Origin of the sequence: Simplicispira metamorpha (genome assembly GCF_004341365.1) — a bacterium.
GTDB lineage: Bacteria > Pseudomonadota > Gammaproteobacteria > Burkholderiales > Burkholderiaceae_C > Simplicispira > Simplicispira metamorpha.
Genome location: NZ_SLXH01000031.1, coordinates 1 through 20,766 on the forward strand (window position 1 = coordinate 1; position 20,766 = coordinate 20,766).

Annotated in this window: 18 protein-coding genes; 13 read left to right on the plus strand and 5 right to left on the minus strand. The window is 67.8% G+C overall.

The genetic code is table 11. From position 1 onward, the window contains the following. Positions 1 to 276 precede the first annotated feature (276 nt). The 6 genes from EV674_RS14730 (at position 277) to EV674_RS14755 (ending at position 7,428) form a co-directional block, all read left to right on the plus strand. Positions 277 to 630, plus strand: coding sequence for a type II toxin-antitoxin system RelE/ParE family toxin (locus EV674_RS14730; protein ID WP_119014388.1), 354 nt, complete (start codon positions 277 to 279; stop codon positions 628 to 630). Then, complete coding sequence (locus EV674_RS14735; RefSeq protein WP_119014387.1) at positions 627 to 911, plus strand: helix-turn-helix domain-containing protein; 285 nt, start codon at positions 627 to 629, stop codon at positions 909 to 911. Before EV674_RS14730 ends, EV674_RS14735 begins: the two co-directional genes overlap by 4 nt. 315 nt (positions 912 to 1,226) lie before the next feature. Further along, positions 1,227 to 1,967, plus strand: a complete 741-nt coding sequence (locus EV674_RS14740; protein WP_119014395.1) for an ABC transporter ATP-binding protein — start codon at positions 1,227 to 1,229, stop codon at positions 1,965 to 1,967. 91 nt (positions 1,968 to 2,058) lie between these two features. Then, positions 2,059 to 4,437, plus strand: coding sequence for an ABC transporter permease (locus tag EV674_RS14745; protein ID WP_119014394.1), 2,379 nt, complete (start codon positions 2,059 to 2,061; stop codon positions 4,435 to 4,437). A 13-nt stretch (positions 4,438 to 4,450) separates the two neighbouring features. Then, positions 4,451 to 5,710, plus strand: coding sequence for an efflux RND transporter periplasmic adaptor subunit (locus EV674_RS14750; RefSeq protein WP_119014386.1), 1,260 nt, complete (start codon positions 4,451 to 4,453; stop codon positions 5,708 to 5,710). A gap of 137 nt (positions 5,711 to 5,847) precedes the next feature. Further along, positions 5,848 to 7,428, plus strand: a complete 1,581-nt coding sequence (locus tag EV674_RS14755; protein ID WP_119014385.1) for a bifunctional aminoglycoside phosphotransferase/ATP-binding protein — start codon at positions 5,848 to 5,850, stop codon at positions 7,426 to 7,428. Between the two features lie 120 nt (positions 7,429 to 7,548). On the opposite strand, the gene EV674_RS14760 is transcribed toward EV674_RS14755, so the two are convergent. Beyond that, positions 7,549 to 8,085, minus strand: a complete 537-nt coding sequence (locus tag EV674_RS14760) for a YqaA family protein (RefSeq protein WP_193552713.1) — start codon at positions 8,083 to 8,085, stop codon at positions 7,549 to 7,551. A gap of 162 nt (positions 8,086 to 8,247) precedes the next feature. On the opposite strand from EV674_RS14760, the gene EV674_RS14765 reads away from it, so the two are divergent. The 5 genes from EV674_RS14765 (at position 8,248) to purH (ending at position 13,286) form a co-directional block, all read left to right on the plus strand. Beyond that, positions 8,248 to 9,129 (plus strand): M15 family metallopeptidase, encoded by an 882-nt coding sequence (locus EV674_RS14765; protein ID WP_241525011.1) that lies wholly within the window; start codon positions 8,248 to 8,250, stop codon positions 9,127 to 9,129. Between the two features lie 196 nt (positions 9,130 to 9,325). Beyond that, positions 9,326 to 10,126, plus strand: a complete 801-nt coding sequence (locus tag EV674_RS14770; protein ID WP_119014391.1) for a cytochrome c — start codon at positions 9,326 to 9,328, stop codon at positions 10,124 to 10,126. Between the two features lie 182 nt (positions 10,127 to 10,308). After that, the gene (gene dusB, locus EV674_RS14775) at positions 10,309 to 11,358 is read left to right on the plus strand and encodes a tRNA dihydrouridine synthase DusB (protein ID WP_119014384.1); all 1,050 of its coding nucleotides are present in this window, start codon (positions 10,309 to 10,311) and stop codon (positions 11,356 to 11,358) included. Further along, entirely contained in the window at positions 11,355 to 11,588 is a 234-nt protein-coding gene (locus EV674_RS14780; RefSeq protein WP_119014383.1) for a Fis family transcriptional regulator, read from the plus strand. Before dusB ends, EV674_RS14780 begins: the two co-directional genes overlap by 4 nt. Before the next feature lie 111 nt (positions 11,589 to 11,699). Beyond that, the gene (gene purH / locus EV674_RS14785) at positions 11,700 to 13,286 is read left to right on the plus strand and encodes a bifunctional phosphoribosylaminoimidazolecarboxamide formyltransferase/IMP cyclohydrolase (RefSeq protein WP_119014382.1); all 1,587 of its coding nucleotides are present in this window, start codon (positions 11,700 to 11,702) and stop codon (positions 13,284 to 13,286) included. 173 nt (positions 13,287 to 13,459) lie between these two features. Here the strand turns inward: purH and EV674_RS14790 are convergent, their stop codons facing one another. After that, a complete protein-coding gene (locus EV674_RS14790; RefSeq protein WP_119014390.1) occupies positions 13,460 to 14,983 on the minus strand; it encodes an ABC transporter substrate-binding protein in 1,524 nt (507 codons plus the stop codon). A gap of 160 nt (positions 14,984 to 15,143) precedes the next feature. Here EV674_RS14790 and EV674_RS14795 point away from each other — a divergent pair, with 160 nt between their 5' ends. Then, positions 15,144 to 17,159 carry a sensor domain-containing diguanylate cyclase gene (locus tag EV674_RS14795; RefSeq protein ID WP_119014381.1) on the plus strand — a complete coding sequence of 672 codons (2,016 nt, stop codon included), beginning with the start codon at positions 15,144 to 15,146 and terminating at the stop codon, positions 17,157 to 17,159. Between the two features lie 107 nt (positions 17,160 to 17,266). On the opposite strand, the gene EV674_RS14800 is transcribed toward EV674_RS14795, so the two are convergent. The 3 genes from EV674_RS14800 to thiD all read right to left on the minus strand — a co-directional run bounded on the left by EV674_RS14800 (position 17,267) and on the right by thiD (position 20,465). Then, positions 17,267 to 18,136 carry an acyltransferase gene (locus EV674_RS14800; RefSeq protein WP_119014380.1) on the minus strand — a complete coding sequence of 290 codons (870 nt, stop codon included), beginning with the start codon at positions 18,134 to 18,136 and terminating at the stop codon, positions 17,267 to 17,269. Positions 18,137 to 18,232: 96 nt separating this feature from the next. Beyond that, positions 18,233 to 19,543 (minus strand): glutamate-1-semialdehyde 2,1-aminomutase, encoded by a 1,311-nt coding sequence (hemL, locus tag EV674_RS14805; protein WP_119014379.1) that lies wholly within the window; start codon positions 19,541 to 19,543, stop codon positions 18,233 to 18,235. After that, positions 19,527 to 20,465, minus strand: a complete 939-nt coding sequence (gene thiD, locus EV674_RS14810; protein WP_119014378.1) for a bifunctional hydroxymethylpyrimidine kinase/phosphomethylpyrimidine kinase — start codon at positions 20,463 to 20,465, stop codon at positions 19,527 to 19,529. The genes hemL and thiD overlap by 17 nt, the downstream gene beginning before the upstream one ends. A 92-nt stretch (positions 20,466 to 20,557) precedes the next feature. Here thiD and EV674_RS14815 point away from each other — a divergent pair, with 92 nt between their 5' ends. Further along, a complete protein-coding gene (locus EV674_RS14815) occupies positions 20,558 to 20,731 on the plus strand; it encodes a rubredoxin (protein WP_119014377.1) in 174 nt (57 codons plus the stop codon). Positions 20,732 to 20,766 lie beyond the last annotated feature (35 nt).

The following is a 20,766-nucleotide window of genomic DNA, read 5'->3' on the forward strand; positions in this document are numbered from 1 at the left end:
CGCAGGACTGAGCTTTCTCATGTCGGTCAGTTTCATCAAGACAACATCCGGGTAATCAGAAATATTTCAAGTCGTTTTGTTTCTAATTAATAAATCAGCCGTTAGCGAATGTCTGCATTGGGTCGAAAGCGGCCTGTCGCATCGGTGAGTTCTGTTGCCGCGTGGCGGGGCACATGCACGCCAGCTACCGTTCTTGCGCGCCTTGTGAAGCAGGGTAGGCCCAAAGGCTGTCCTTTTTGTTTTTGGCAAAACTAATCCAATGGATTACGATGGTTCATGAATGAAGCCTTGCACGGTATCGCCGAGCTGCCCAGCTATACCCGGCTGGCCGACAAGCTATTGAGCACGGAAGAGCGCCAAGACTTGATCAACTACCTGGCTGATCACCCAAAGGCCGGAGATGTCATGGAGGGGACGGGCGGGGTACGCAAGCTGCGCTGGCGGCGTGGTGGTCAAGGCAAGAGTGGTGGTGTGCGTGTCATCTACTACTACCACGATGACCTCATGCCGCTGTATTTGTTGACGTTGTTCGCCAAGGGCGACAAGGCCAACCTGACCAAGGCCGAGCGCAATGACCTGGCCAGCTTGGTTGATGTGTTGGTCGAAATCTGGAGAGGAAAGACACCATGAGCACTGCATTCGAGAGCATCAAGCAAGGCCTGCAAGAGGCCATTGCCCACGCCCAGGGCGACGAGCGCGGCGTGCGCGTGCATCGCCCGCGCGCCATCGACGTGAAGGCCGTGCGTGCCAAGGTCGGCATGACGCAGGAACAGTTCGCCGCCCGCTTCGGTTTTTCCACGGCAACCCTGCGGCACTGGGAGCGCGGCGACCGCACTCCGCACGGCCCGGCGCTGGTGCTGCTGAACGTGATTGAGCGCAATCCGCAGGCTGTTATCGAGGCCTTGGCATGACGTTTTCGTTCAACGTCTGACCCCGCGCCGCCCTGGGCGGTCCGGCCAGCACCCCATCCCCCGGTACGGGCGATGGGGTTTTTTGTTTCTGGGGCGCGGGTGAGGGATGAGAAGTCACAGTGTTTTCTGCCTCCAGGGCTTATGCAGTAAGCGCCACAAGCTATCTTTTTGGTAGCAAATCTCAGGGCCCATGGCGCGCAAAGTGCGCGTGCGCCGGTTGACCAACGCGCTGGCCCGCGCCCACACTGGGGTTTTACGCCGCCCCAGCCCATGCACCGCCCCGCCACCCCTGCACCCGCGCCCACTCCTGCGCCCATGCCGACGCCAGAGTCTGCTGCCAGCGCCACCAGCGCGCCGGTCGTATTCCGCGCCCGGGGTCTGTGCAAGACCTACCGCACCGGCGATGTCGAGGTGCGGGCGTTGCACGGCGTGGACCTGGACATCGTGCGCGGCGAGTTCATCGTGCTGCTGGGCGCCTCGGGCAGCGGCAAGTCCACGCTGCTCAACATCCTGGGCGGGCTGGACGTGCCCACCAGCGGCGAGGTCTGGTTTGCCGACCACCGCCTGACTGGCGCCAGCGAGGCCGAGCTGACGGCCTACCGGCGCGAGCATGTGGGCTTCGTGTTCCAGTTCTACAACCTCATCCCCAGCCTCACGGTGCGCGAGAACCTGGCGCTGGTGACCGACATCGCGCCACACCCCATGCCCATCGACGAGGCGATTGCGCTGGTGGGGCTGACGGCGCGCCAGCACCATTTCCCGTCCCAGCTCTCGGGCGGCGAGCAGCAGCGCGTGGCCATTGCGCGCGCCATCGTCAAGCGACCCGAGGTGCTGCTGTGCGATGAGCCCACCGGCGCGCTGGATTACCAGACCGGCAAGATGGTGCTGGAGGTGATCGCGCGCATCAACGCCGAGCTGGGCACCACGGCGGTGGTCATCACGCACAACGCCGCCATCGCCGCCATGGCCGATCGCGTGGTGTACCTGGCCGACGGCACCATCGCGCGCACCGAGCGCAATGCGCAGCGGCTGGCGCCGTCGGAGCTGTCGTGGTGAGTCCATCGCCCCCACGCTCGCCTACTGCGTGTGGTTTGCTGCCCTCCGAGGGGGCGCTTTGGGCCTGGGGGCGGCCCGCTGGCACAACGCCATGAGAGCCCTCGACCGCAAGCTGCTGCGCGACCTGCGCCGCCTCTGGAGCCAGGCGCTGACCATTGCGCTGGTGGTGGCCAGCGGGCTGGGCGGCTTCATCACCAGCCTGTCGGCGGTGGATTCGCTGGCGCTGGCGCGCGACCAGTTTTATGCCCAGGGCCACTTTGCCGATGTGTTTGCCGTGGTCAAGCGCGCGCCGCTGGCGCTGGCCGAGGTGCTGCGCGCCGTGCCCGGCGTGGCCGATGTGCAGGTCACGGTGGAGCAGGTGGTGCGCGTGGAAATGGCCACCGTGGCCGACCCCATCCTGGGCCAGCTCATCGGCGTCGATTTGCGCCAGCCGCCGCGCATGAACCTGGTCACGGTGCGCACGGGCCGCGCGCTGGCGCCAGCGGGCGCGGGGCAGGGGCGCAGCGACACGGCCATCGAGGCGCTGGTGTCCGAGGGCTTTGCCAGCGTGCGCGGCCTGCGCCCGGGTGATGAGTTGACGGCGCTGGTCAACGGCAAGCAGCGCCAGCTGCGCATCGTGGGCACGGCGCTGTCGCCCGAATACATCTTTGCCGGTCTGGCCGGAATGCCCGATCTGCGCGGCTTCGGCGTGTTCTGGGTGGACCGCGAGGCGCTGGCCGCCGCCTACGACATGCAGGGCGCGTTCAACCATGTGGCCATCAAGCTGGCGCCCCAGGCCAGCGAACCGGCGGTGCTGGACGCGCTCTCGCGCCTGCTGGCGCCCTACGGCGGACAAGACGCGCATGGCCGCGCCGACCAGGCCTCGCACACCATGCTGGACAACGAGATCAAGGAGCAGCGCGTGATGGGCACGGTGCTGCCCGCCATCTTTCTGGCCGTGGCGGCGTTTTTGCTGCACGTGGTGTTGTCGCGCCTGGTGGCCACGCAGCGCGAGCAGATCGCCGCGCTCAAGGCGCTGGGCTATGCCAACGCGGCCATTGCCGCGCATTACCTTAAGCTGGTGGCGGTGATCGTGCTGGCGGGGCTGGCGCTGGGCGTGTGGCTGGGCGACTGGCTGGGCACGCTGCTGACGGGGCTGTACGCCGAGTTCTTCCGCTTTCCGGTGTTCGAGCACCGCATCGCGCTCTGGCTGGTGCTGGTGGGTGCGGGCGCCACCAGCGCCACGGCGCTGCTGGGCACGCTCAGCGCTGTGGGCGCCACGGTGCGCCTGGCCCCGGCCGAGGCCATGCGCGCGCCCGCCCCGGGCCGCTACCGGCGCACGCTGCTGGAGCGCCTGGGCGTGCGCGGCCTGCCGGCCAGCCTGCGCATGGTGCTGCGCAACATGGAGCGCCGGCCCCTGCGCACCACGCTCACCATCGGCGGCACGGCGGCGGCGGTGGCCATCGTGGTCATGGGCAATTTTTTTCGCGACGCCATCGACCACATCGTTGATACCAGCTTTCACCTGGCCATGCGCAGCGATGTGACCGTGTGGATGGCCGACCCGGTCGATGCGCTGGCCACCCTGCAACTGGCGCGCCTGCCCGGCGTGGTGGCGGTGGAGCCCCAGCGCAACGTGCCGGTGCGCATCACCCACGGCCACCGCAGCGAGCGCGTGGGCCTGCAAGGCGTGCAGCCCGGTGCGCAATTGCAGCGCACCATCGACGTGGACGGCCACCAAAGCCCCACGCCGCACACCGGCCTGCTGCTGACCGACCGGCTGGCCGACAAGCTGGGCATCCGCGTGGGCGATGTGGTGCAGTTGCAGGTGCTGGAGGGGCGCCAGCGCAGCTTGCAAGTGCCGGTGCAGGCCACCGTGCGCGAGATGATGGGCCTGAACGCCTACGTGCAGCGCGCCACGCTCAACCGCTGGCTGCAAGAGGGCGACGTGGCCTCGCAGTTCGCCGTGGCGCTGGAGCCGGGCGCGGAGGCGCGCTTTTTGCAGGCCACCAAGGCGCTGCCGCGCGTGGCCGGTGCCTTCAGCAAGGCCACGCTGTTGCGCAACATGCAGGACGTGAGCGCGCGCAACGTGCGCATCATGAGCACCATCCTGACGCTGTTCGCGGCGGTGATTGCCGTGGGCGTGGTTTACAACAACGCACGCATCGCGCTGGCCGAGCGCACCTGGGAGCTGGCCAGCCTGCGCGTGCTGGGCTTTACGCGCGGCGAGGTGTCGGCGCTGCTGCTGGGCGAACTGGCCATCGGCATCGCCATCGCCCTGCCACTGGGCATGGCGCTGGGCTGGGGGCTGATCCACCTGGTGGTGGGACTGCTGAAGAACGACCAGTTTTTGTTTCCGGTGGTGGTCAGCAGCGCCACCTACGCCTGGGCCGGGCTGTGTGTGGTGGCGGCGGGCGTGGCCAGCGCGCTGGTGGTGCGCCGCCAGATCGACCGGCTGGACATGGTGGCCGCGCTCAAGACGCGCGAATAGGCAAGGAGCGGCAATGCAGAAAAAAACAGCAATCTACGGGGGCGCCACAGTGCTGGTGCTGGCGGCGCTGCTGGCCTGGGCGTTTGCGCCCCGGCCCATCGGCGTTGAAGTGGCGACGGTGGCGCAGGGCCGTTTCGAGGCCGGCATCGACGAAGACGCCAAGACCCGGCTGCGTGACCGCTATAGCGTCTCGGCCCCGCTGGCCGGGCGGCTGGAGCGCATCGTGCTGCGCGAGGGCGACGCGGTGCAGGCGGGCGAGGTGCTGGCGCGGCTGACCCCGGCGCTGCCCGCGCTCTTGGACGAGCGCAGCCTGCGCGAGCAGCAGGCCCGCGTGGACGCCGCCCAGGCGCGGGTGCAGGCGGCGGGGGCGCGTTTGCAGCGCAGCCAGGCGGCGCTGGCCCAGGCACAGATCGAGCTGCGCCGCAACGAACCGCTGGCGCAGCAGGGCTTTGTCGCGCCCACGCGACTGGACGAGCAGCGCCTGGCCGTGCGCGTGGCACAGGCCGATGCCGCCGCCGCGCAGCAAGACCAGCAGGCCGCGCGCTTTGACGCCGCCCAGGCCCGCGCCGCGCTGGAGCTGGTGCGCCGCCCGGCCAGCGCCGCCAGTCCCGTCCGCCCCGCCGCACCCGGCGCCTTCGAGGTGCGCGCACCCGTCTCGGGCCGCGTGCTGCGCGTGGCGCAGGCCAGCGAGGGCCTGGTGGCGCTGGGCGCGCTGCTGCTGGAGCTGGGCGACACCACGCGCCTCGAAGTGGTGGCGCCGCTGCTGACCACCGACGCCCTGCAAGCGCGCCCCGGCGCGCCGGTGCGCATCGAGCGCTGGGGCGGCCCCGGCGTGCTGCACGGGCGCGTGCGCAGCGTCGAGCCCGGTGCGTTCACCAAGGTCTCGGCGCTGGGCGTGGAAGAGCAGCGCGTGAACGTGCTCATCGACCTGAGCAGCCCGAGCGCGCAATGGGCCGCCCTGGGCGACGGCTACCGCGTGGTGGTGCGCGTGCTCACGCGCGAGGCCGACAACGCCACGCTGGTGCCGCTGAGCGCGCTGTTTCCGCTGCCCGGTGCAGCGGCGCCTGCGGCTGGCATGGAGGCGGACGCCGCCCAGCGCATGGCCGTGTTCGTGGTGCGCGAAGGCCGCGCCCGGCGTGTGCCCGTGGCGCTGGAGGCGCGCGGCAGCACGCACGCCTGGGTGAAGGAAGGCCTGCAAGCGGGCGATCCGGTGGTGGTGTACCCGCCGTCCACGCTCACCGATGGCGCACGCGTCGCCCTGCGCGCGCCATGATCCGCACAGCGGCCGTTGATCGGCTGGCGCTACTATTTATATAAAAAGTGCCTCTATCGCTTACTGGATAAGCGCTAGCAGCTATCAAATCAAGAGTATTTCACCCGCCCCTTTGATTTTTTCTCCCTGGACTGCCCATGCCCCCCACCCCACTGCCCAACCCCGCCTGGCTGGCGCCGCTGCTGCACGGCCCCGCCGCCCTGGATGCTGCGGCGCAGTGCATCGAAACCCATATCTCCTGGGTGGTGCTGGCCGCTGGCCGCGCCTACAAGTTCAAGAAACCCCTGAACCTGGGGTTTCTGGACTTCAGCACGCTGGCCCAGCGCCGCGCGGCCTGTCTGGAAGAGCTGCGCATCAACCGCCGCACGGCGCCCGGCATTTACGAGGCAGTGGTGGCCGTGCTCGGCCCGGCGCAGGCGCCGCGCCTGGTGCCGCTGGAGGCGCTGGAGCAAGGCGCCGAAGTGCTCGACTACGGCGTGCAGATGCAGCGCTTTGCCGATGACCAGTTGCTGGCCCGGCAACTGGCCGCTGGCACGCTCACCACCGCCCACCTGGACGCGCTGGCGCATCAGGTGGCGCAGTTCCACGCTGCTGCCGCCGTGGCCCCCGCAGGCAGCGCCTGGGGCAGCGCCGCGCTGGTGCGCCAGCAGGCGCAGGCCAACTTCGACGCCCTGGCCACAGTGCCCCTGCCCGAGGCCGACCGTGCCGTCCTGGCCGGTTTGCAGCGCTGGACGCAGCAAGAGGGCCAGCGCCTGGCGCCGCTGATGGCGCAGCGCCAGGCCAGCGGCTGCGTGCGCGAATGCCATGGCGACCTGCACCTGAACAACCTGGTGCTGATCGGCGGCCAGCCGCAGCTGTTCGACGCCATCGAGTTCAGCGAGGCGCTGCGCTGGATCGACACCGTGGCCGACATCGCCTTTCTGGCCATGGACTTGCAGGCCCAGGGCCGCCCCGATCTGGCCTGGCATTTTCTGAACGCCTGGCTGGAGCATGCGGGCGATGTCGCCGCTCTGGCGCTGCTGCCCTGGTATGTGGTGTACCGCGCCCTGGTGCGTGCCATGGTGGCCGGGCTGCGGCTGGCGCAGGCAAGTGACGAGGCCGCGCGCGCCGACAGCCTGGCGCAGGTGCAGTGCTACCTGGCGCTGGCGCAGCAGCTCAGTCGGCCGCGCGCGCGCTGGCTGTGGTTGGTGCATGGCGTCTCGGGTTCGGGCAAAAGCCGCCACAGCGCGCGCCTGGCTGCCGAGCGCGGCGTGGTGCGCCTGCGCGCCGATGTCGAGCGCAAGCGCCTATTTGGCCTGGCGCCCGCCGCCACCAGCGCGGGCGTGGTGCCCGGCGGCATCTACACGCCAGACGCCACGCAGCGCACCTACGACCACCTGGCGGCGCTGGCCGCGCAGGTGCTGGATGCAGGTTTCCCGGTGCTGGTCGATGCCACCTTTTTGGCGCGCGCGCACCGGGCGCAGTTCGTGGCGCTGGCGGCGCAGCAGCAGGTGCCCTGCCGCATCCTGTCTTTTGATGCCCCGGTGGCTGTGCTGCGCGAGCGCGTAGAACGCCGCCTGCGCAAAGGCGGCAACGCCTCGGAGGCGACGCTGGCGGTGCTGGAGGCGCAACTGCAGCGCCGCGAGCCGCTGGACGCCGCCGAGCAGGCGCTGGCCCTTACGGTGGACACCTCGCAAGCCGTGGACTGGGCCGCGCTGCTGCCCGCCGCCGGTGGATAGACACAGCGCGTTGGGTCATAATTTGCTATTAAAAATATAGCTTTTTGCGCAATATTGGCGTGCGCTACAGACCGATTTGACTTGTATTTTGGCCTGGCCAATATACTGCCCTTTGCCCTGTCAGCCCCAGCCCAGGTAGGGCCACAGGTGCAGCAGCGCCGTCGTCATCGTCAGGTAGCGGAAGAACTTGCCCACCGCCATGTAACCCAGGCAGGGCCAGAACGGCAGCTTGAGCCAGCCCGCCACGGCGCACAGCGGGTCGCCCACCACGGGCAGCCAGCTCAGCAGGCAGGTCTTGGGCCCCCAGCGGCGCAGCCACACGCGCACGCGGCGTTCGGTGCGGCTCAGTTCGCGGACTGGTGCGGCGTCTGCGGCATCGGCCTGGCCCGCGCGGCGGCGTCGGCGCGCGGCGTCCCAGGCTTTGTGCGCGCCCAGGCCCATCCACCAGCTCACCGCGCCGCCCAGCGTGTTGCCCAGCGTGGCCACCGCAATCGCTGGCCAGAACAGCTCCGGATTGAGCTGCACCAGCCCGAACACCGCAGGCTCGGAACCCAGGGGCAGCAGCGTGGCCGAGATAAATGCCACGACAAATACCGTGCTCAGGCCGTATTGCGGCAGGGCCAGCAGGCTCAGGAGGTGGTGCAGCCAGATTTCCATGGTGGGCGCGAGTGTAGTGCGCACTGTGCCCGCCTCCATCCGCTGGCCCCCGCTGGCGGCACGGCAGGGCGCAGTGCCCTCGCCGGGCAGAAAATTCTAGGCAGCCGCAGGGCAATCCGGTATCTTTTGCGGCTTTGTGTAACCCGCATCAGGAGAGCAGGCATGTGGCATTTCAGGGCAGCGCAACAACCAGGCCGGGATCGGGCCACGGCACAGGCCGTCGGTGAGGCGATGGACAGCGCCGCAGTGGGCCGTGCGGCAGACACGGCCATGGGTGCAGTGGCGGTGTCGGGCCAGCAGGTGGGCAGACTGGCAGGCCCGGCAGCGGCCTTGCTGCTGGCCACGTTGCTGGCGGGCTGCGCAGCACCTGCGGGGGGCGAGCGCCAGGACAGTGCCTTGCCGTCAGGGTTTGTCTACCTGCACGCCGTAGCGCCTGATGTGCAGCAAGACATGCGCTACCACGGCAGCAACAACTTCATCGGTCGTCCCGTGGCGGGTTACCAGGCCCCGGCCTGCATCCTGAGCGAACCCGCAGCGCGCGCCGTGCAGGCCGCTCAGGCGCAGGTGCGCCCCCTGGGGCTCACCATCAAGGTGTTTGACTGCTACCGCCCGCAAACTGCTGTCAACGACTTTGTGCGCTGGGGCAGCGACCTGTCTGACCAGAAAACCAAGCCCGGCTACTACCCGGCGGTGCCCAAAACCGAGCTGTTCCAGCGCGGCTACATCGCTGAAAAGTCCGGCCACAGCCGCGGCAGCACGGTGGATCTGACGCTGGTGGTGGTCGATGGCCTGCGCGCCTCCAAGGTGGTGCGCGGCCCGCTGGCCGATGGCCAGGAGGTGGACATGGGATCGCCGTTTGACCTGTTCGATGCGCGCTCGCACACCGATAACCCCCACCTCTCGCCCGACGTGCAGCACAACCGGCGCTGGCTGCGCACCCTGCTGGCGCAGCACGGTTTTCGCAACCTGCCCGAAGAGTGGTGGCACTACACCCTCGACCCCGAGCCCCACACCGACCGCTACTTTGACTTTGCCGTGCGCTGAGCCGCAGGCCTCGCCCCAGTCGCTGGCCCAGCACCACCACCGCCCATGCCGCAGCCGCCGTTGGGCAGGCGCGCACATTCAACCGTAACCACACCAGGCCACCACGATGCAGTCTCCCAACCACCCCCTGAACGGCACCCACTGGCGCCTGCGCGCTGCCGCCTGGTTGCAGCGCAGCGCCCTGGCCGGTGTTGCCATGTTGCTGGCCGGGCTGGCGGGCCTGGCCCAGGCCGCCACCTTGGCGCTGGACGGTGCCAACGGCCCGCGCCAACTGGACGGCGCTGCGCTGGCCCGCCACCCCCAGGCCCAGGACATCGCCGTGCCCGGCGATGTGGCCTACCAGCGCCCCATGCGCTACCGCGCCGTGCCGCTGGCCGTGGTGCTGCGCGAGCTGGGCCTGGGCCCGAGCGACACATTGGAGGCCGTGGCCACCGATGGCTTTGTCGCGCAGTTGCCCGGCGCCCTGGTGCTGGCGCAGTCGCCCGGCCAGCCCCAGCCCTGGCTGGCCATCGAGCCCGACGGCGCCCCTTGGCCTGCGCTGCCGGGCAAGGCCGCCAGCGCCGGGCCGTTCTACATCGTCTGGCCGCAGAACGCGGGCGTGCGCAGCGAGCAGTGGCCCTATGCCGTGGCGCGGCTGAACGTGCGCGCCGCCCCCGACAAGCGCTGGCCGCAGATCGCCGTGGCCGCGCAGGTGCCTGCGGGCGACCACCTGCGCCGGGGCCAGTCGCTGTTTGTGGTGCAGTGCATGGTCTGCCACCGCATGAATGGCGGCGGCGACGCCCAGGTCGGCCCCGACTTGAACCTGCCCATGAACCCGACCGAATACTTCCAGCCCCAGGCCCTGCGCCAGCTGGTGCGCAACCCTGCCAGCGTGCGCCACTGGCCCACCCAGCTCATGCCCGGCTTTGGCCCCGAGCAGATCAGCGACGCTGAACTCGACGATCTGCTGGCCTACCTGGCGCACATGGCCCGCCAGCGCCAGACCGCCACGCCATGACGGGCACCGGCACTGCGCGCCTGGCGCTGTTGCACCGGTGCGCCCCGAAGCCGTAGGCGGCGCGCTGGCCTGATCCGGGCCGGGTGGGCGGCAGCGGCGGGTACGCCCGGTCAGTGCCCAAATTTTGTGCAGGTACAATGCCGCCTCTTTTTTCAGCAAGCCCCCTGCGCCCTCCCTGACCCATGCACATCGGCCCCATTCCCTTGGCGAACCGCCTGTTCGCTGCGCCCATGGCCGGTGTCACAGACCGGCCATTTCGCCAGCTGTGCCGGGCGCTGGGCGCGGGCTATGCGGTCAGCGAGATGGTCACCTCGCGCAAAGACCTCTGGAACAGCCTGAAAACCAGCCGCCGCGCCAACCACGAGGGCGAACCCGGCCCGATTGCCGTGCAAATCGCGGGCACCGACGCACCCATGATGGCCGAGGCCGCGCTCTACAACGTCGAGCGCGGCGCGCAGATCATCGACATCAACATGGGCTGCCCGGCCAAAAAGGTGTGCAACAAATGGGCCGGCTCGGCGCTGATGCAGAACGAGGCGCTGGCGGTGGAGATTGCCGCCGCCGTGGTGAACGCCTGCGCGCCGCGCGGCGTGCCCGTCACGCTGAAGATGCGCACCGGCTGGAGCCAGGAGCACAAAAACGCAGTGGCGCTGGCGCGGCAGTTTGAGGCCGTGGGCATCCAGATGCTCACGGTGCATGGCCGCACCCGCGAGCAGGGCTACAAAGGCTTGGCCGAGTACGACACCATCGCCGCCGTCAAACAGGCCGTGCGCGTGCCCGTGGTGGCCAACGGCGACATCACCAGCCCCGAAAAAGCCCGCGAGGTGCTGGTCGCCACCGGCGCCGACGCCATCATGGTGGGCCGCGCCGCGCAGGGCAGGCCGTGGATATTCCGCGAGATTGGCCACTTTCTGGCCACCGGCGAGCACCTGCCCCCGCCGCGTGTGGCCGAGGTGCGCGCGCTGCTGCTGGAGCACCTGCAAGACCATTACAGCCTGTACGGCGCCTACACCGGCGTGCGCACGGCGCGCAAGCACATCGCCTGGTACGTGCGCGCGCTGCCCGGTGGCGAGGCGCTGCGCCAACACATCAACACCCTGGAGACGTGCGACGCCCAGTGGCAGGCCGTGGCCCACTACCTGGACGCCCTGGGCGACCAGATGGAGCGCCTGCCCGCCGCCACCGGCACCACCGAACCCCTCCAAGACGTAACCGAGGAACCCAGTGCATGAGCAAACAACACATTGAAGACTGCGTGCGCGAAAGCCTGCAAGACTACTTTCACGACCTGGGCGGCGAGTCGCCCGATGGGGTGTACGCCATGGTGCTGCGCCTGGTCGAAAAACCCATGCTCGAAGTGGTGATGCAGCAGGCCGAGAACAACCAGTCGCGCGCCGCCGAATGGCTGGGCCTGAACCGCAACACCCTGCGCAAAAAGCTGGTCGAGCACCAGCTGCTGTAAGCGCCATGGGGGCTGATTTGCTCCTTGATTGATAGCTGCTAGCATGCACCACGCAAGGGCTAGAAGCCTATTTTGTATTGATTACCCACCCCAACCCACCGCAACCTCCCCATGAACGCACTTCTTTCTGTCTCTGACAAAACCGGCATCGTTGAATTTGCCCAGGCCCTGCACGCGCTGGGCATCAAGCTCTTGTCCACCGGCGGCACCGCCAAGCTGCTGGCCGATGCGGGCCTGCCCGTGACCGAAGTGGCCGATGTCACCGGCTTCCCGGAAATGCTCGATGGCCGCGTCAAAACCCTGCACCCCAAGGTGCACGGCGGCCTGCTGGCGCGCCGCAGCCTGCCCGCGCACATGGCCGCGCTGGCCGAGCACGGCATTGACACCATCGACCTGCTGGTGGTCAACCTCTACCCGTTTGAAGCCACCGTGGCCAAGCACGGCTGCACGCTGGCCGATGCCATCGAAAACATCGACATCGGCGGCCCCGCCATGGTGCGCAGCGCCGCCAAAAACTGGCAAGACGTGGGCGTGGTGACCGACGCGGGCCAATACCCCGCCGTGCTGGCCGAGTTGCAGGCGGCGGGCAAGCTGTCTGACCAGCTGCGCTTTGCCCTGTCGGCAGCGGCGTTCAACCGCATTGCGCAGTACGACGGCGCCATCAGCAACTACCTCTCCAGCGTGCAGTTCGACGCCGACAAGCAGGCCGAAGACTACGTGCCCGCCATGTCCGCCTTCCCCAGCCAGGCCAACATGTTTGCCACCAAGCTGCAAGACCTGCGCTACGGCGAAAACGCCCACCAGCAAGCTGTCTGGTACCGCGACCTCAACCCCGCCGTGGGCTCGCTGGCCACCGGCGTGCAGTTGCAGGGCAAAGAGCTGTCGTACAACAACATCGCCGATGCCGATGCGGCCTGGGAATGCGTCAAGAGCTTTGAAGCCCCGGCCTGCGTCATCGTCAAGCACGCCAACCCCTGCGGCGTGGCCGTGGGCGCGCACCCGCTGGAGGCGTACTCCAAGGCTTTCCAGACCGACCCGACCAGCGCCTTTGGCGGCATCATCGCCTTCAACCGCGTGGTCGATGGCGCAGCGGCCCAGCAAATTGCCAAGCAGTTTGTCGAGGTGCTGATGGCGCCCGGCTTCACGCCTGAGGCGCTGGAAATCTTTAAGTCCAAGGTCAACGTGCGCCTGATGCAGATTGACCTGCCCGAGAACTACGGCGCCGTGCGCAACGCCATCGAAACCAAGCGCGTGGGCTCGGGCCTGCTGGTGCAAACCGCCGACACCCACGAGCTGGCGCTGGCTGACCTGAAGGTGGTGACTGCCAAGCAGCCCACGCCCGAAGAGCTGCAAGACCTGCTGTTCGCCTGGACGGTGGCCAAGTACGTCAAGAGCAACGCCATCGTCTTCTGCAAGAACGGCATGACCATGGGCGTGGGCGCGGGCCAGATGAGCCGCCTGGATTCGGCGCGCATCGCCAGCATCAAGGCCGAAGCGGCCAAGCTGAGCCTGCAAGGCACCGTGGTGGCCAGCGATGCCTTCTTCCCCTTCCGCGACGGCCTCGATGTGGTGGTGGACGCGGGTGCCACCTGCATCGCCCAGCCTGGCGGCTCCATGCGCGACCAGGAGGTGATTGACGCCGCCAACGAGCGCGGCGTGGCCATGGTGTTCACCGGCGTGCGCCACTTCCGCCACTGAGCAAGGTGCCCGGCGGCTGCACAGCCGCCGCACGCAAGAAAAAAGCGGCCTGGAGCCGCTTTTTTTGCGCCCGACCCGGGGGCGGCTGTGCGGTGTGGGGGGTGCCGGTTTTAAAGGTAAAAACAGGCTGAAAGCCAGTTGTGGTGAGCGAAAGCAGCTATCAAATCAATAGCTCAATTCCACGACATGGCGGACACGTCGTGGACAAAAATCGGGTAGTCCATCCACACCCCGCGCAGGCCCTTGCGCCGCACCACGTCGATTTGTGGGGCAAAAATCCAGGCGTTCACCGCGTCTTGTGCCAGGTGGCGCTGCAACTGGCCGAACAGGCGCTGGCGTTCGCGTGGCTGGACTGCCTGGGCGTAGCGCTGCACCAGGGCGCGGAAGTCGGCGCTGTCGTAGCCAAAGTAGTACTGCGGATCGGTGTAGATGAAGTAGTCCATCGGCTCGACATGGTTGATCAGCGTCATGTCGAAATCGCCCTTGAACGGCCCGGCCAGCCACTGGCCCCATTCCAGGTTTTTCAGCTGCACTTGGATGCCCACGCGCGCCAGCTGCTCGGCCACGAACTCGCCGCCGATGCGGGCGTAGGATGGCGGCGGCAGGGCCAGCTCCAGGCGCAGCGGCGCCACCACCCCGGCCTCGCGCAGCAGCGCCCGGGCGTGTGCGGGGTCGTGGGGGTAGAGGCCGGCCAGGTGCAGGTAGCCCGCATCCGAGGGGCCGAAGTGGCTGCCAATGACCGTGCCGCGTCCCTGGAGCACCTGGCGGATAAAGCCCTCGCGGTCGATGGCATGGGTGATGGCGCGGCGCACGCGCACATCGCCCAGCGGCGCGCGGCGGTGGTTCAGCGCCAGCATGCCTTTGCCGCTGGATGAGCCCAGCAGCAGTTGGTAGCGGCTGTCGGCCTCTACGCCGTGCAGGTTTTGCGCCGCGTAGTGGAAGAACAGGTCGATCTCGCCGCTCCTGAGCAGCGCTGCCAGGGCTTCGCGCCCCTGAACGAAGCGGAACACCACCTGCTCGATAGTGGCCGCCTGCGACCGGCCCTGGCCCTGCGCTCTCACCAGGGTGACGCTGTGCCCGGTGCGGCGCTGCTGCAAGCGGTAGGGGCCGGTGCCCACGGGGGCGGTGGCGGCGTGCGCAGCGCTGTCGGGGTGCAGGATGACGGCGGTGGCCTCGCCCAGGCGGAACAGCAGGTGCGGGTCGGGGTGGCGCAGCGTCAGCACCACGGTGTGGGTGTTGGGCGTGGCGATGTCGGCCAGGTTGTCAAACAGGGCTTTGCGCGCTTTGTTGGTCGATTCGGGGGCCATCGCCCGCTCAAAGCTGAAGCGCACGGCCTGCGCGTCCAGGGGCGCGCCATCATGAAAGCGCACATACGGGCGCAGCGCAAAGGTGTAGCGGCGCTGGCTTTCATCGACCGACCACGACTGCGCCAGCAGCGGCGAGATGCTGCCGTCCTCCTCAATGCGGGTCAGCCCCTCCAGGACGTTGTAGTGCACCACCTCGCCCACCGAGGCCGAGGCGGCCATGGTCGGGTCCAGGCTCTCGGGCTCCAGACTCAGGTAGATGGTGACTTTGCGCTCCGGGGCCACGCTGCCCGCCGGGGATTGGGCCGCAGCCTGGCTGGCACACAGCGCACTGCCAGCCAAGGCAGCCCATTGCCCCAGGTGGGCACGGCGGTCGGGAGAGAAGTGGTGCATGGCGGTCGGGCTGTAAGCTGGCAGAAAGGGTTGAAACAACGCATGGAATTGCCGTGGCGCTTCGGAAAATCCTATGCAAAGTGTGACATATTCACAATCTGTCACGTTTCGCCCGCTGGGTTGCATTCACCTTCGGCTTGCTTTCGCCCGCTGCCGCCCCATGCCCATTGCGCCCCTCTTTTCTCGCTGGCTGCCACGCCTGTGGCGGCGCTGGTTGTTGGCTGCCATTTTGCTGGCCCTGTTGCTGCTGGTGGGCGCGCGCGTGTGGCAGGCCTACCAGCAGCGGGTGGAAACCTACCGCCACCAGGTCGAGACGGCGCTGCGGGCCGTCAGCCAACTGCAGGCCGCCAACATTGCCGACTGGCGGGTGCGCCACCTGGGCGATGCCGCCGACCTCACCAACGACCCCCTGCTGATGGATGCCGTGGCCCACTGGGCGGCCGCCCCCACCCCGGAGCAGACCAGCATCTTGCAAGAGCGCTTGCGCAGTCTGGAAGAAAACCTGCGCTACACCGCCGCTTTCTTTGTCGATACCCGGGGTGTGGTGCGGCTGGACTCGGCCAGCCAGGCCCGCGCGCCAGAGCCCGGCGCGCCGCAGCGTACCCTGGACCCGCCAGAAACCCAGGCCCTGCGCCGCGCCCTGGACTCGGCCCAGCCCGTGGGCGTGGAGCTGCACCGCAGCGCGGCGTTTGCGTTCCCGTTCTTTGGCGTGCTGGCCCCGATCTATGGCCCCGACAACGGGCCGCTGGGCGCCATCTGGTTGGTACTGCACGCCCAGGCCCGCCTGGCGCCCCTGCTGGAAACGCTGCCCAACAGCAACCGGTCGGCTGAATCGCTGCTGGTGCGCCGCGAAGGCCCTTGGGTGCAGTACCTGATCCCGCCGCGCCTGGGCGATGCCGCACCCCAGGACATGCGCCAAATCATGGACGACGCGCCCCTGGACGTGGCCGTGCAGGCGGCCCACGGCGAGCGCGGCATCCTGCACGGTGTGGACTACCGGGGCAGACCCGTGCTGGCCTTTGCCAGCACCGTGCGCGATACGCCCTGGATTCTGGTGGCCAAGGTGGATCAGGACGAAGCCCTGGCCCAGGCCCAGCGCAACGAATGGATGGGCATGGCGCTGCTGGCCAGCCTGCTGCTGCTGCTGGGCGGCAGCGCCTTTGCGGGCTGGCAATGGCAGGCCCGGCGGCGCGAGCAGGCGCTGAGAAACGAGCTGCAATACAGCCTGCACTGGCTCGACAGCGCGCAAAAAGCGGCCCGCGTGGGCTACTTTGCCTACTACGCCCGCAGCGAAGAGTTTTTCATGTCCAGCATGGCCAGCGCCATCTTCGGTCTGCCGCCGCAAGAGCGCATGACGTTGCGGCAGTGGGTGGCCATGCTGCACCCCGAAAACCGTGCCGAAGTGATGCAGGTTCACCGGCAAGCCTTGCAGCAGTGCAGCCCGCTGCACACGCAGTACCGTATTGTGCGCACCTGCGATCAGCAAGAGCGCTGGGTGCAGGTGTGGGGCGAGTACGCCATGGACCCGCAGCAAAACACCCTGCGCATGACCGGCACGGTGCAAGACATCACCGAGCGGCGCCAGTCCGAAGAGCAGCTCGACCGCTACCGCCACACGCTGGAAGAGCAGGTGCGCCTGGACCCCCTGACCCAGCTGGCCAACCGCCGCGCGCTGGACGAAGCGCTGCCGCTGGCCTGGGCCCAGGCCCAGCAGCGCCGCCGCCCGCTGGCCCTGTTGATGATCGACATCGACCACTTCAAGGCCTACAACGACCACTACGGCCACGTGGGCGGCGACCACTGCCTGCAACAGGTGGCCGCCGCCCTGGCCACGGCCACGCAGCGCCAGGGCGAATTGGTGGCCCGCTACGGCGGCGAGGAGTTTGCCGTGCTGCTGCCCGACGCCGACAGCGCCCAGGCCCGGGTCACTGCGCAGCGCCTGTGCGCCACCGTGCGCGCGCTGGCGCTGGAGCACCTGACCAGCCCGGTGCGCCACTGCGTCACCATCAGCGTGGGCGCCACCTGCCTGTACCCGGAAAACAGCGCCCCAGCGCAAGGCATTGCCCTGCTGTTTGAGCAGGCCGATGCCGCCTTGTACCAAGCCAAGAACACGGGCCGTGACCGCGCCGTGCTCTGGGCCGAGCAGCCGCAGGACGCCACAGCCCCTGGGCCGTAATTGGCTGCGGATTTATAGGGTAAAAACAGGCTGAAAGCCGCGCTGATAAAGCGCAAGCAGCTATCAAATCAAGCGCTTTTGCGGCGCGCTGCCAACGCCGCTTGCGCTCAGGCGCGGCCCGCGCTGCGCTGGGCCAGCACCTGCGCGATGGCGCGGTCTTTGTCTTGCCAGACGCCATCGAGCCAGTCTTGCAGCAGTGCGCGCTGTTTGGCGTTGGCCTTGAGCAGCTCGGGCGGAATGGGGCGCTCTTGCACCAGCACCACCACATCGCCCAGGCGTCCGCACAGCGCATCGACAAAAGTGGGCACCTTGTCGGGGTACACGATGGTCACATCGACCAGGCCGTGGAACAGCTCGCCCATGGTGCCCAGGGCCATCGCCATGCCGCCCGCCTTGGGTTGCAGCAGGTGCTGGTAGGGCGACTGCTGGCTGGCGTGCTTGGCGGCGGTGAAGCGTGTGCCCTCAGCAAAGCTGGTCACCGAAGTGGGCAGCAGGCGAAATTTCTCGCAGGCGGCGCGCGCATCGCGCAGGTCTTTGCGGGCGCTGCCACCGCCGCCGCCCCGGCGCATGAACGGAAAGTCCAGCGCCCACCAGGCCAGGCCCAGCACGGGCACATAAATCAGCTCTTTTTTCAGGAAGAACTTGAGCATGGGAATGCGCTGATTCAGCACGCGCTGCACCACCACAATGTCCACCCAGCTTTGGTGGTTGCAGGTGACCAGGTACCAGCCGTCGCGGCGCAGGCCCTCCAGGCCCGACACCTGCCAGCGGCCACGGTTGACGGCGCCCAGCCAGAAGCTGTTGATGGCAATCCAGCCCTCGGGAATCTTGTTGAGCACGCGGTCGGTCAGGCGGCGCACCGGCGTGAACGGCAGCAGCAGCTTGATCAGCGCGAACGGCACCATCAGGGCGCACAGGGACAGGGTGTTGAGCACCAGCACCAGCGTGGCAAAACAGAACTTCAGTGCAGCAAGCATGGGCAGTCAGGGCGGCAAAAGGAAAGCCGCCAGGGTGGTGGCGGTATTTTTAGTGTTTTTGGCCGCTAGCGCTTTACTGGCGGGCGCAAGCAGCTATCAATTTGCGAGTGATTTGAACACGTCGCGGGCGATGGAGATGGTCTCGGCAATGTCTTGCGGCGTGTGCGCTGCGCTGACAAAACCGGCCTCGTACAGCGCCGGGGCAATGTACACGCCGCGATCGAGCAGGCCGTGGAACAGCCGGTTGAAGCGCGCGCCGTCGCTTTGCATGACAGTGGCGTAGTTCTGCGGCAGCGTGGGCAGCAGGAAAAAGCCGAACATGCCACCCTCGCAGTCGGCGCTGAAGGGCACGCCCTCGGCAGCGGCAGCGGCCACCAGGCCATCGACCAGGGTGCGGGTGCTGGCCGACAGGGCCTCGAAGAAACCGGGCTGGCGGATCTCGCGCAGCGTGGCCAGCCCGCAGGCCGTGGCCACGGGGTTGCCGCTCAGCGTGCCCGCCTGGTAGACGCTGCCCAGTGGCGCCATGTGCTCCATCACCGCGCGCTTGCCGCCAAAGGCCGCCAGCGGCATCCCACCGCCAATGACCTTGCCCATGACCGTGATGTCCGGCTCAAAGCCCGGAATGTCGCGCGCATACACGCTTTGCGCGCCGCCCAGCGCCACGCGAAAGCCGTTCATGACCTCATCGAACACGAACAGCGCGCCGTGCTGCGTACACAGCTCGCGGCAGCGCTTGACGAAGGGCACGCTGGCGCGCACAAAGTTCATGTTGCCCGCGATGGGCTCGATCATCACGCAGGCAATGTCGGCACCGTGCAGCGCAAAGGCTTCTTCGAGCTGCTGCACGTTGTTGTATTCCAGCACCACCGTGTGCTGCACCACTTCGGCGGGCACACCGGCGCTGGTGGCGTTGCCAAACGTGGCCAGGCCCGAGCCGGCCTTGACCAGCAGCGCGTCGGCGTGGCCGTGGTAGCAGCCCTCGAACTTGACGATCTTGTTGCGTCCGGTGGCGCCGCGCGCCAGGCGGATGGCGCTCATGCCCGCCTCGGTGCCCGAGCTGACCAGGCGCACCATTTCGATGGACGGCACCAGGTCGATGATGGCCTCGGCCAGCTCGACCTCGCGCTCGGTGGGGGCACCGAACGAGAAGCCCTCCAGCGCCGCCTTTTGCACCGCTTCGAGCACGGCGGGGTGGCCGTGGCCCAGAATCATCGGCCCCCAGGAGCCGATGTAGTCGATGAAGCGCTGGCCGTTGGCATCCCACATATAGGCACCTTGCGCGCGCTCAATGAAGCGCGGCGTGCCGCCCACGGCCTTGAAGGCGCGCACGGGCGAGTTGACGCCGCCGGGAATGACGGCCTTGGCGCGTTCGAACAGGGGGAGGTTGCGGTCAGTGCTGGGTGTCATGGGGAGGGAGGACAAAGCCGTCGATGGACGGCACATCGGTGGTGTCGCCTTCGGGCGAGGGCTCGTCCGCATCGTCGGGCGCAGCCCAGAACATGCGGTCGGGAATGAGGTGGCCCATGCCAGGGCGGAAACCGTTTTCCAGGGTGTGGTCGAGGTAGCCCAGGGCCTCGGCGCAGGCCTCGCCCAGATCGCTGCCGCAGGCCAGCAGCGCGGTCAGGGCGGCTGACAGGGTCTCGCCCGCGCCGGTGAATACGCCATCGAACAGCTCGAAGCGGCCGCTGCCCAGCACGGCCTCGGGCGAGGCCAGGACGTTTTCCACAAACTGCTCAGGCAGCGGGATGCCGGTGACCAGGGTGTAGGGCGTGCCTTTTTGTGCAGCGGCGGCGGCAATGTCGCGGGCGCTGGGACTGCGCTCGTGGTTCCAGTCAGGGAGCAGCCAGCGCCACAGGGTGCTGTGGTTTCCAACCAACACAGTGGTTTGCGGCAAAAGCAGCTCGGCAAAGGCGTCCAGGTACTGGTCAATCAGATCCTCTTGCCACCACGACAGGTTAGGCATGTAGCTGATGACGGGTAGCTCGGGGTAATCGGTGGTCAGCTCGGCAATGGCACTGATGTTTTCGGGGGTGCCGACAAAGCCCACTTTGATGATTTGCACCGGCAGGTCTTCCAGCGCGGTACGGGCTTGCTCTGTAACAGCTTCGTCGTCAAAGCTGTAGTGGTCAAAGATGGCGCTGGTATCGCGCACATAAGCGCCCGTGACCACCGCGACCGGGTGTGCGCCCACAGAGGCCATGGTGGCGATGTCTGCCGTCAGGCCTCCAGCACCGCTGGGATCGCTGGCGTTGATCACCATGACGCAGGCGGGGTGCGTGGGTTGCACCGGTGGCGGTGCGTCGCTCTCTGGGTGGGAAGGTGGTGTCATGAACCCGTTTCAGCAAGGGGTGGTGTAGAAACTGCAACCCGCAGAGGTGACTAGATACAATCGTTGCATTCTACGTGAAGGCCCTTTAAGCTGTGACAGACCCTAAAACTTGGATGTGTTTGATTTGTGGATGGATTTATGACGAAGCGGCGGGCTCGCCTGAACACGGCATAGCTCCCAATACCCCTTGGGCACAGGTTCCCATGAACTGGACTTGTCCCGAGTGTGGTGCCCGCAAAGAAGACTTCGAGATGGTTCAGATTTGATGCGGCTTGGCTGCATTGCTTATTTTCCCATCGGG

Coding starts and splice junctions, on each gene's coding strand:
- EV674_RS14750 (WP_119014386.1), top strand. CDS start 4,451: ATGCAGAAAAAAACAGCAATCTACGGGGGCGCCACAGTGCTGGTGCTG.
- EV674_RS14780 (WP_119014383.1), top strand. CDS start 11,355: ATGAGCAAACAACACATTGAAGACTGCGTGCGCGAAAGCCTGCAAGAC.
- EV674_RS14770 (WP_119014391.1), top strand. CDS start 9,326: ATGTTGCTGGCCGGGCTGGCGGGCCTGGCCCAGGCCGCCACCTTGGCG.
- EV674_RS14790 (WP_119014390.1), bottom strand. CDS start 14,983: ATGCACCACTTCTCTCCCGACCGCCGTGCCCACCTGGGGCAATGGGCT.
- EV674_RS14800 (WP_119014380.1), bottom strand. CDS start 18,136: ATGCTTGCTGCACTGAAGTTCTGTTTTGCCACGCTGGTGCTGGTGCTC.
- EV674_RS14735 (WP_119014387.1), top strand. CDS start 627: ATGAGCACTGCATTCGAGAGCATCAAGCAAGGCCTGCAAGAGGCCATT.
- EV674_RS14745 (WP_119014394.1), top strand. CDS start 2,059: ATGAGAGCCCTCGACCGCAAGCTGCTGCGCGACCTGCGCCGCCTCTGG.
- dusB (WP_119014384.1), top strand. CDS start 10,309: ATGCACATCGGCCCCATTCCCTTGGCGAACCGCCTGTTCGCTGCGCCC.
- thiD (WP_119014378.1), bottom strand. CDS start 20,465: ATGACACCACCTTCCCACCCAGAGAGCGACGCACCGCCACCGGTGCAA.
- EV674_RS14730 (WP_119014388.1), top strand. CDS start 277: ATGAATGAAGCCTTGCACGGTATCGCCGAGCTGCCCAGCTATACCCGG.
- hemL (WP_119014379.1), bottom strand. CDS start 19,543: ATGACACCCAGCACTGACCGCAACCTCCCCCTGTTCGAACGCGCCAAG.
- EV674_RS14765 (WP_241525011.1), top strand. CDS start 8,248: ATGTGGCATTTCAGGGCAGCGCAACAACCAGGCCGGGATCGGGCCACG.
- EV674_RS14740 (WP_119014395.1), top strand. CDS start 1,227: ATGCCGACGCCAGAGTCTGCTGCCAGCGCCACCAGCGCGCCGGTCGTA.
- purH (WP_119014382.1), top strand. CDS start 11,700: ATGAACGCACTTCTTTCTGTCTCTGACAAAACCGGCATCGTTGAATTT.
- EV674_RS14760 (WP_193552713.1), bottom strand. CDS start 8,085: ATGGAAATCTGGCTGCACCACCTCCTGAGCCTGCTGGCCCTGCCGCAA.
- EV674_RS14795 (WP_119014381.1), top strand. CDS start 15,144: ATGCCCATTGCGCCCCTCTTTTCTCGCTGGCTGCCACGCCTGTGGCGG.
- EV674_RS14755 (WP_119014385.1), top strand. CDS start 5,848: ATGCCCCCCACCCCACTGCCCAACCCCGCCTGGCTGGCGCCGCTGCTG.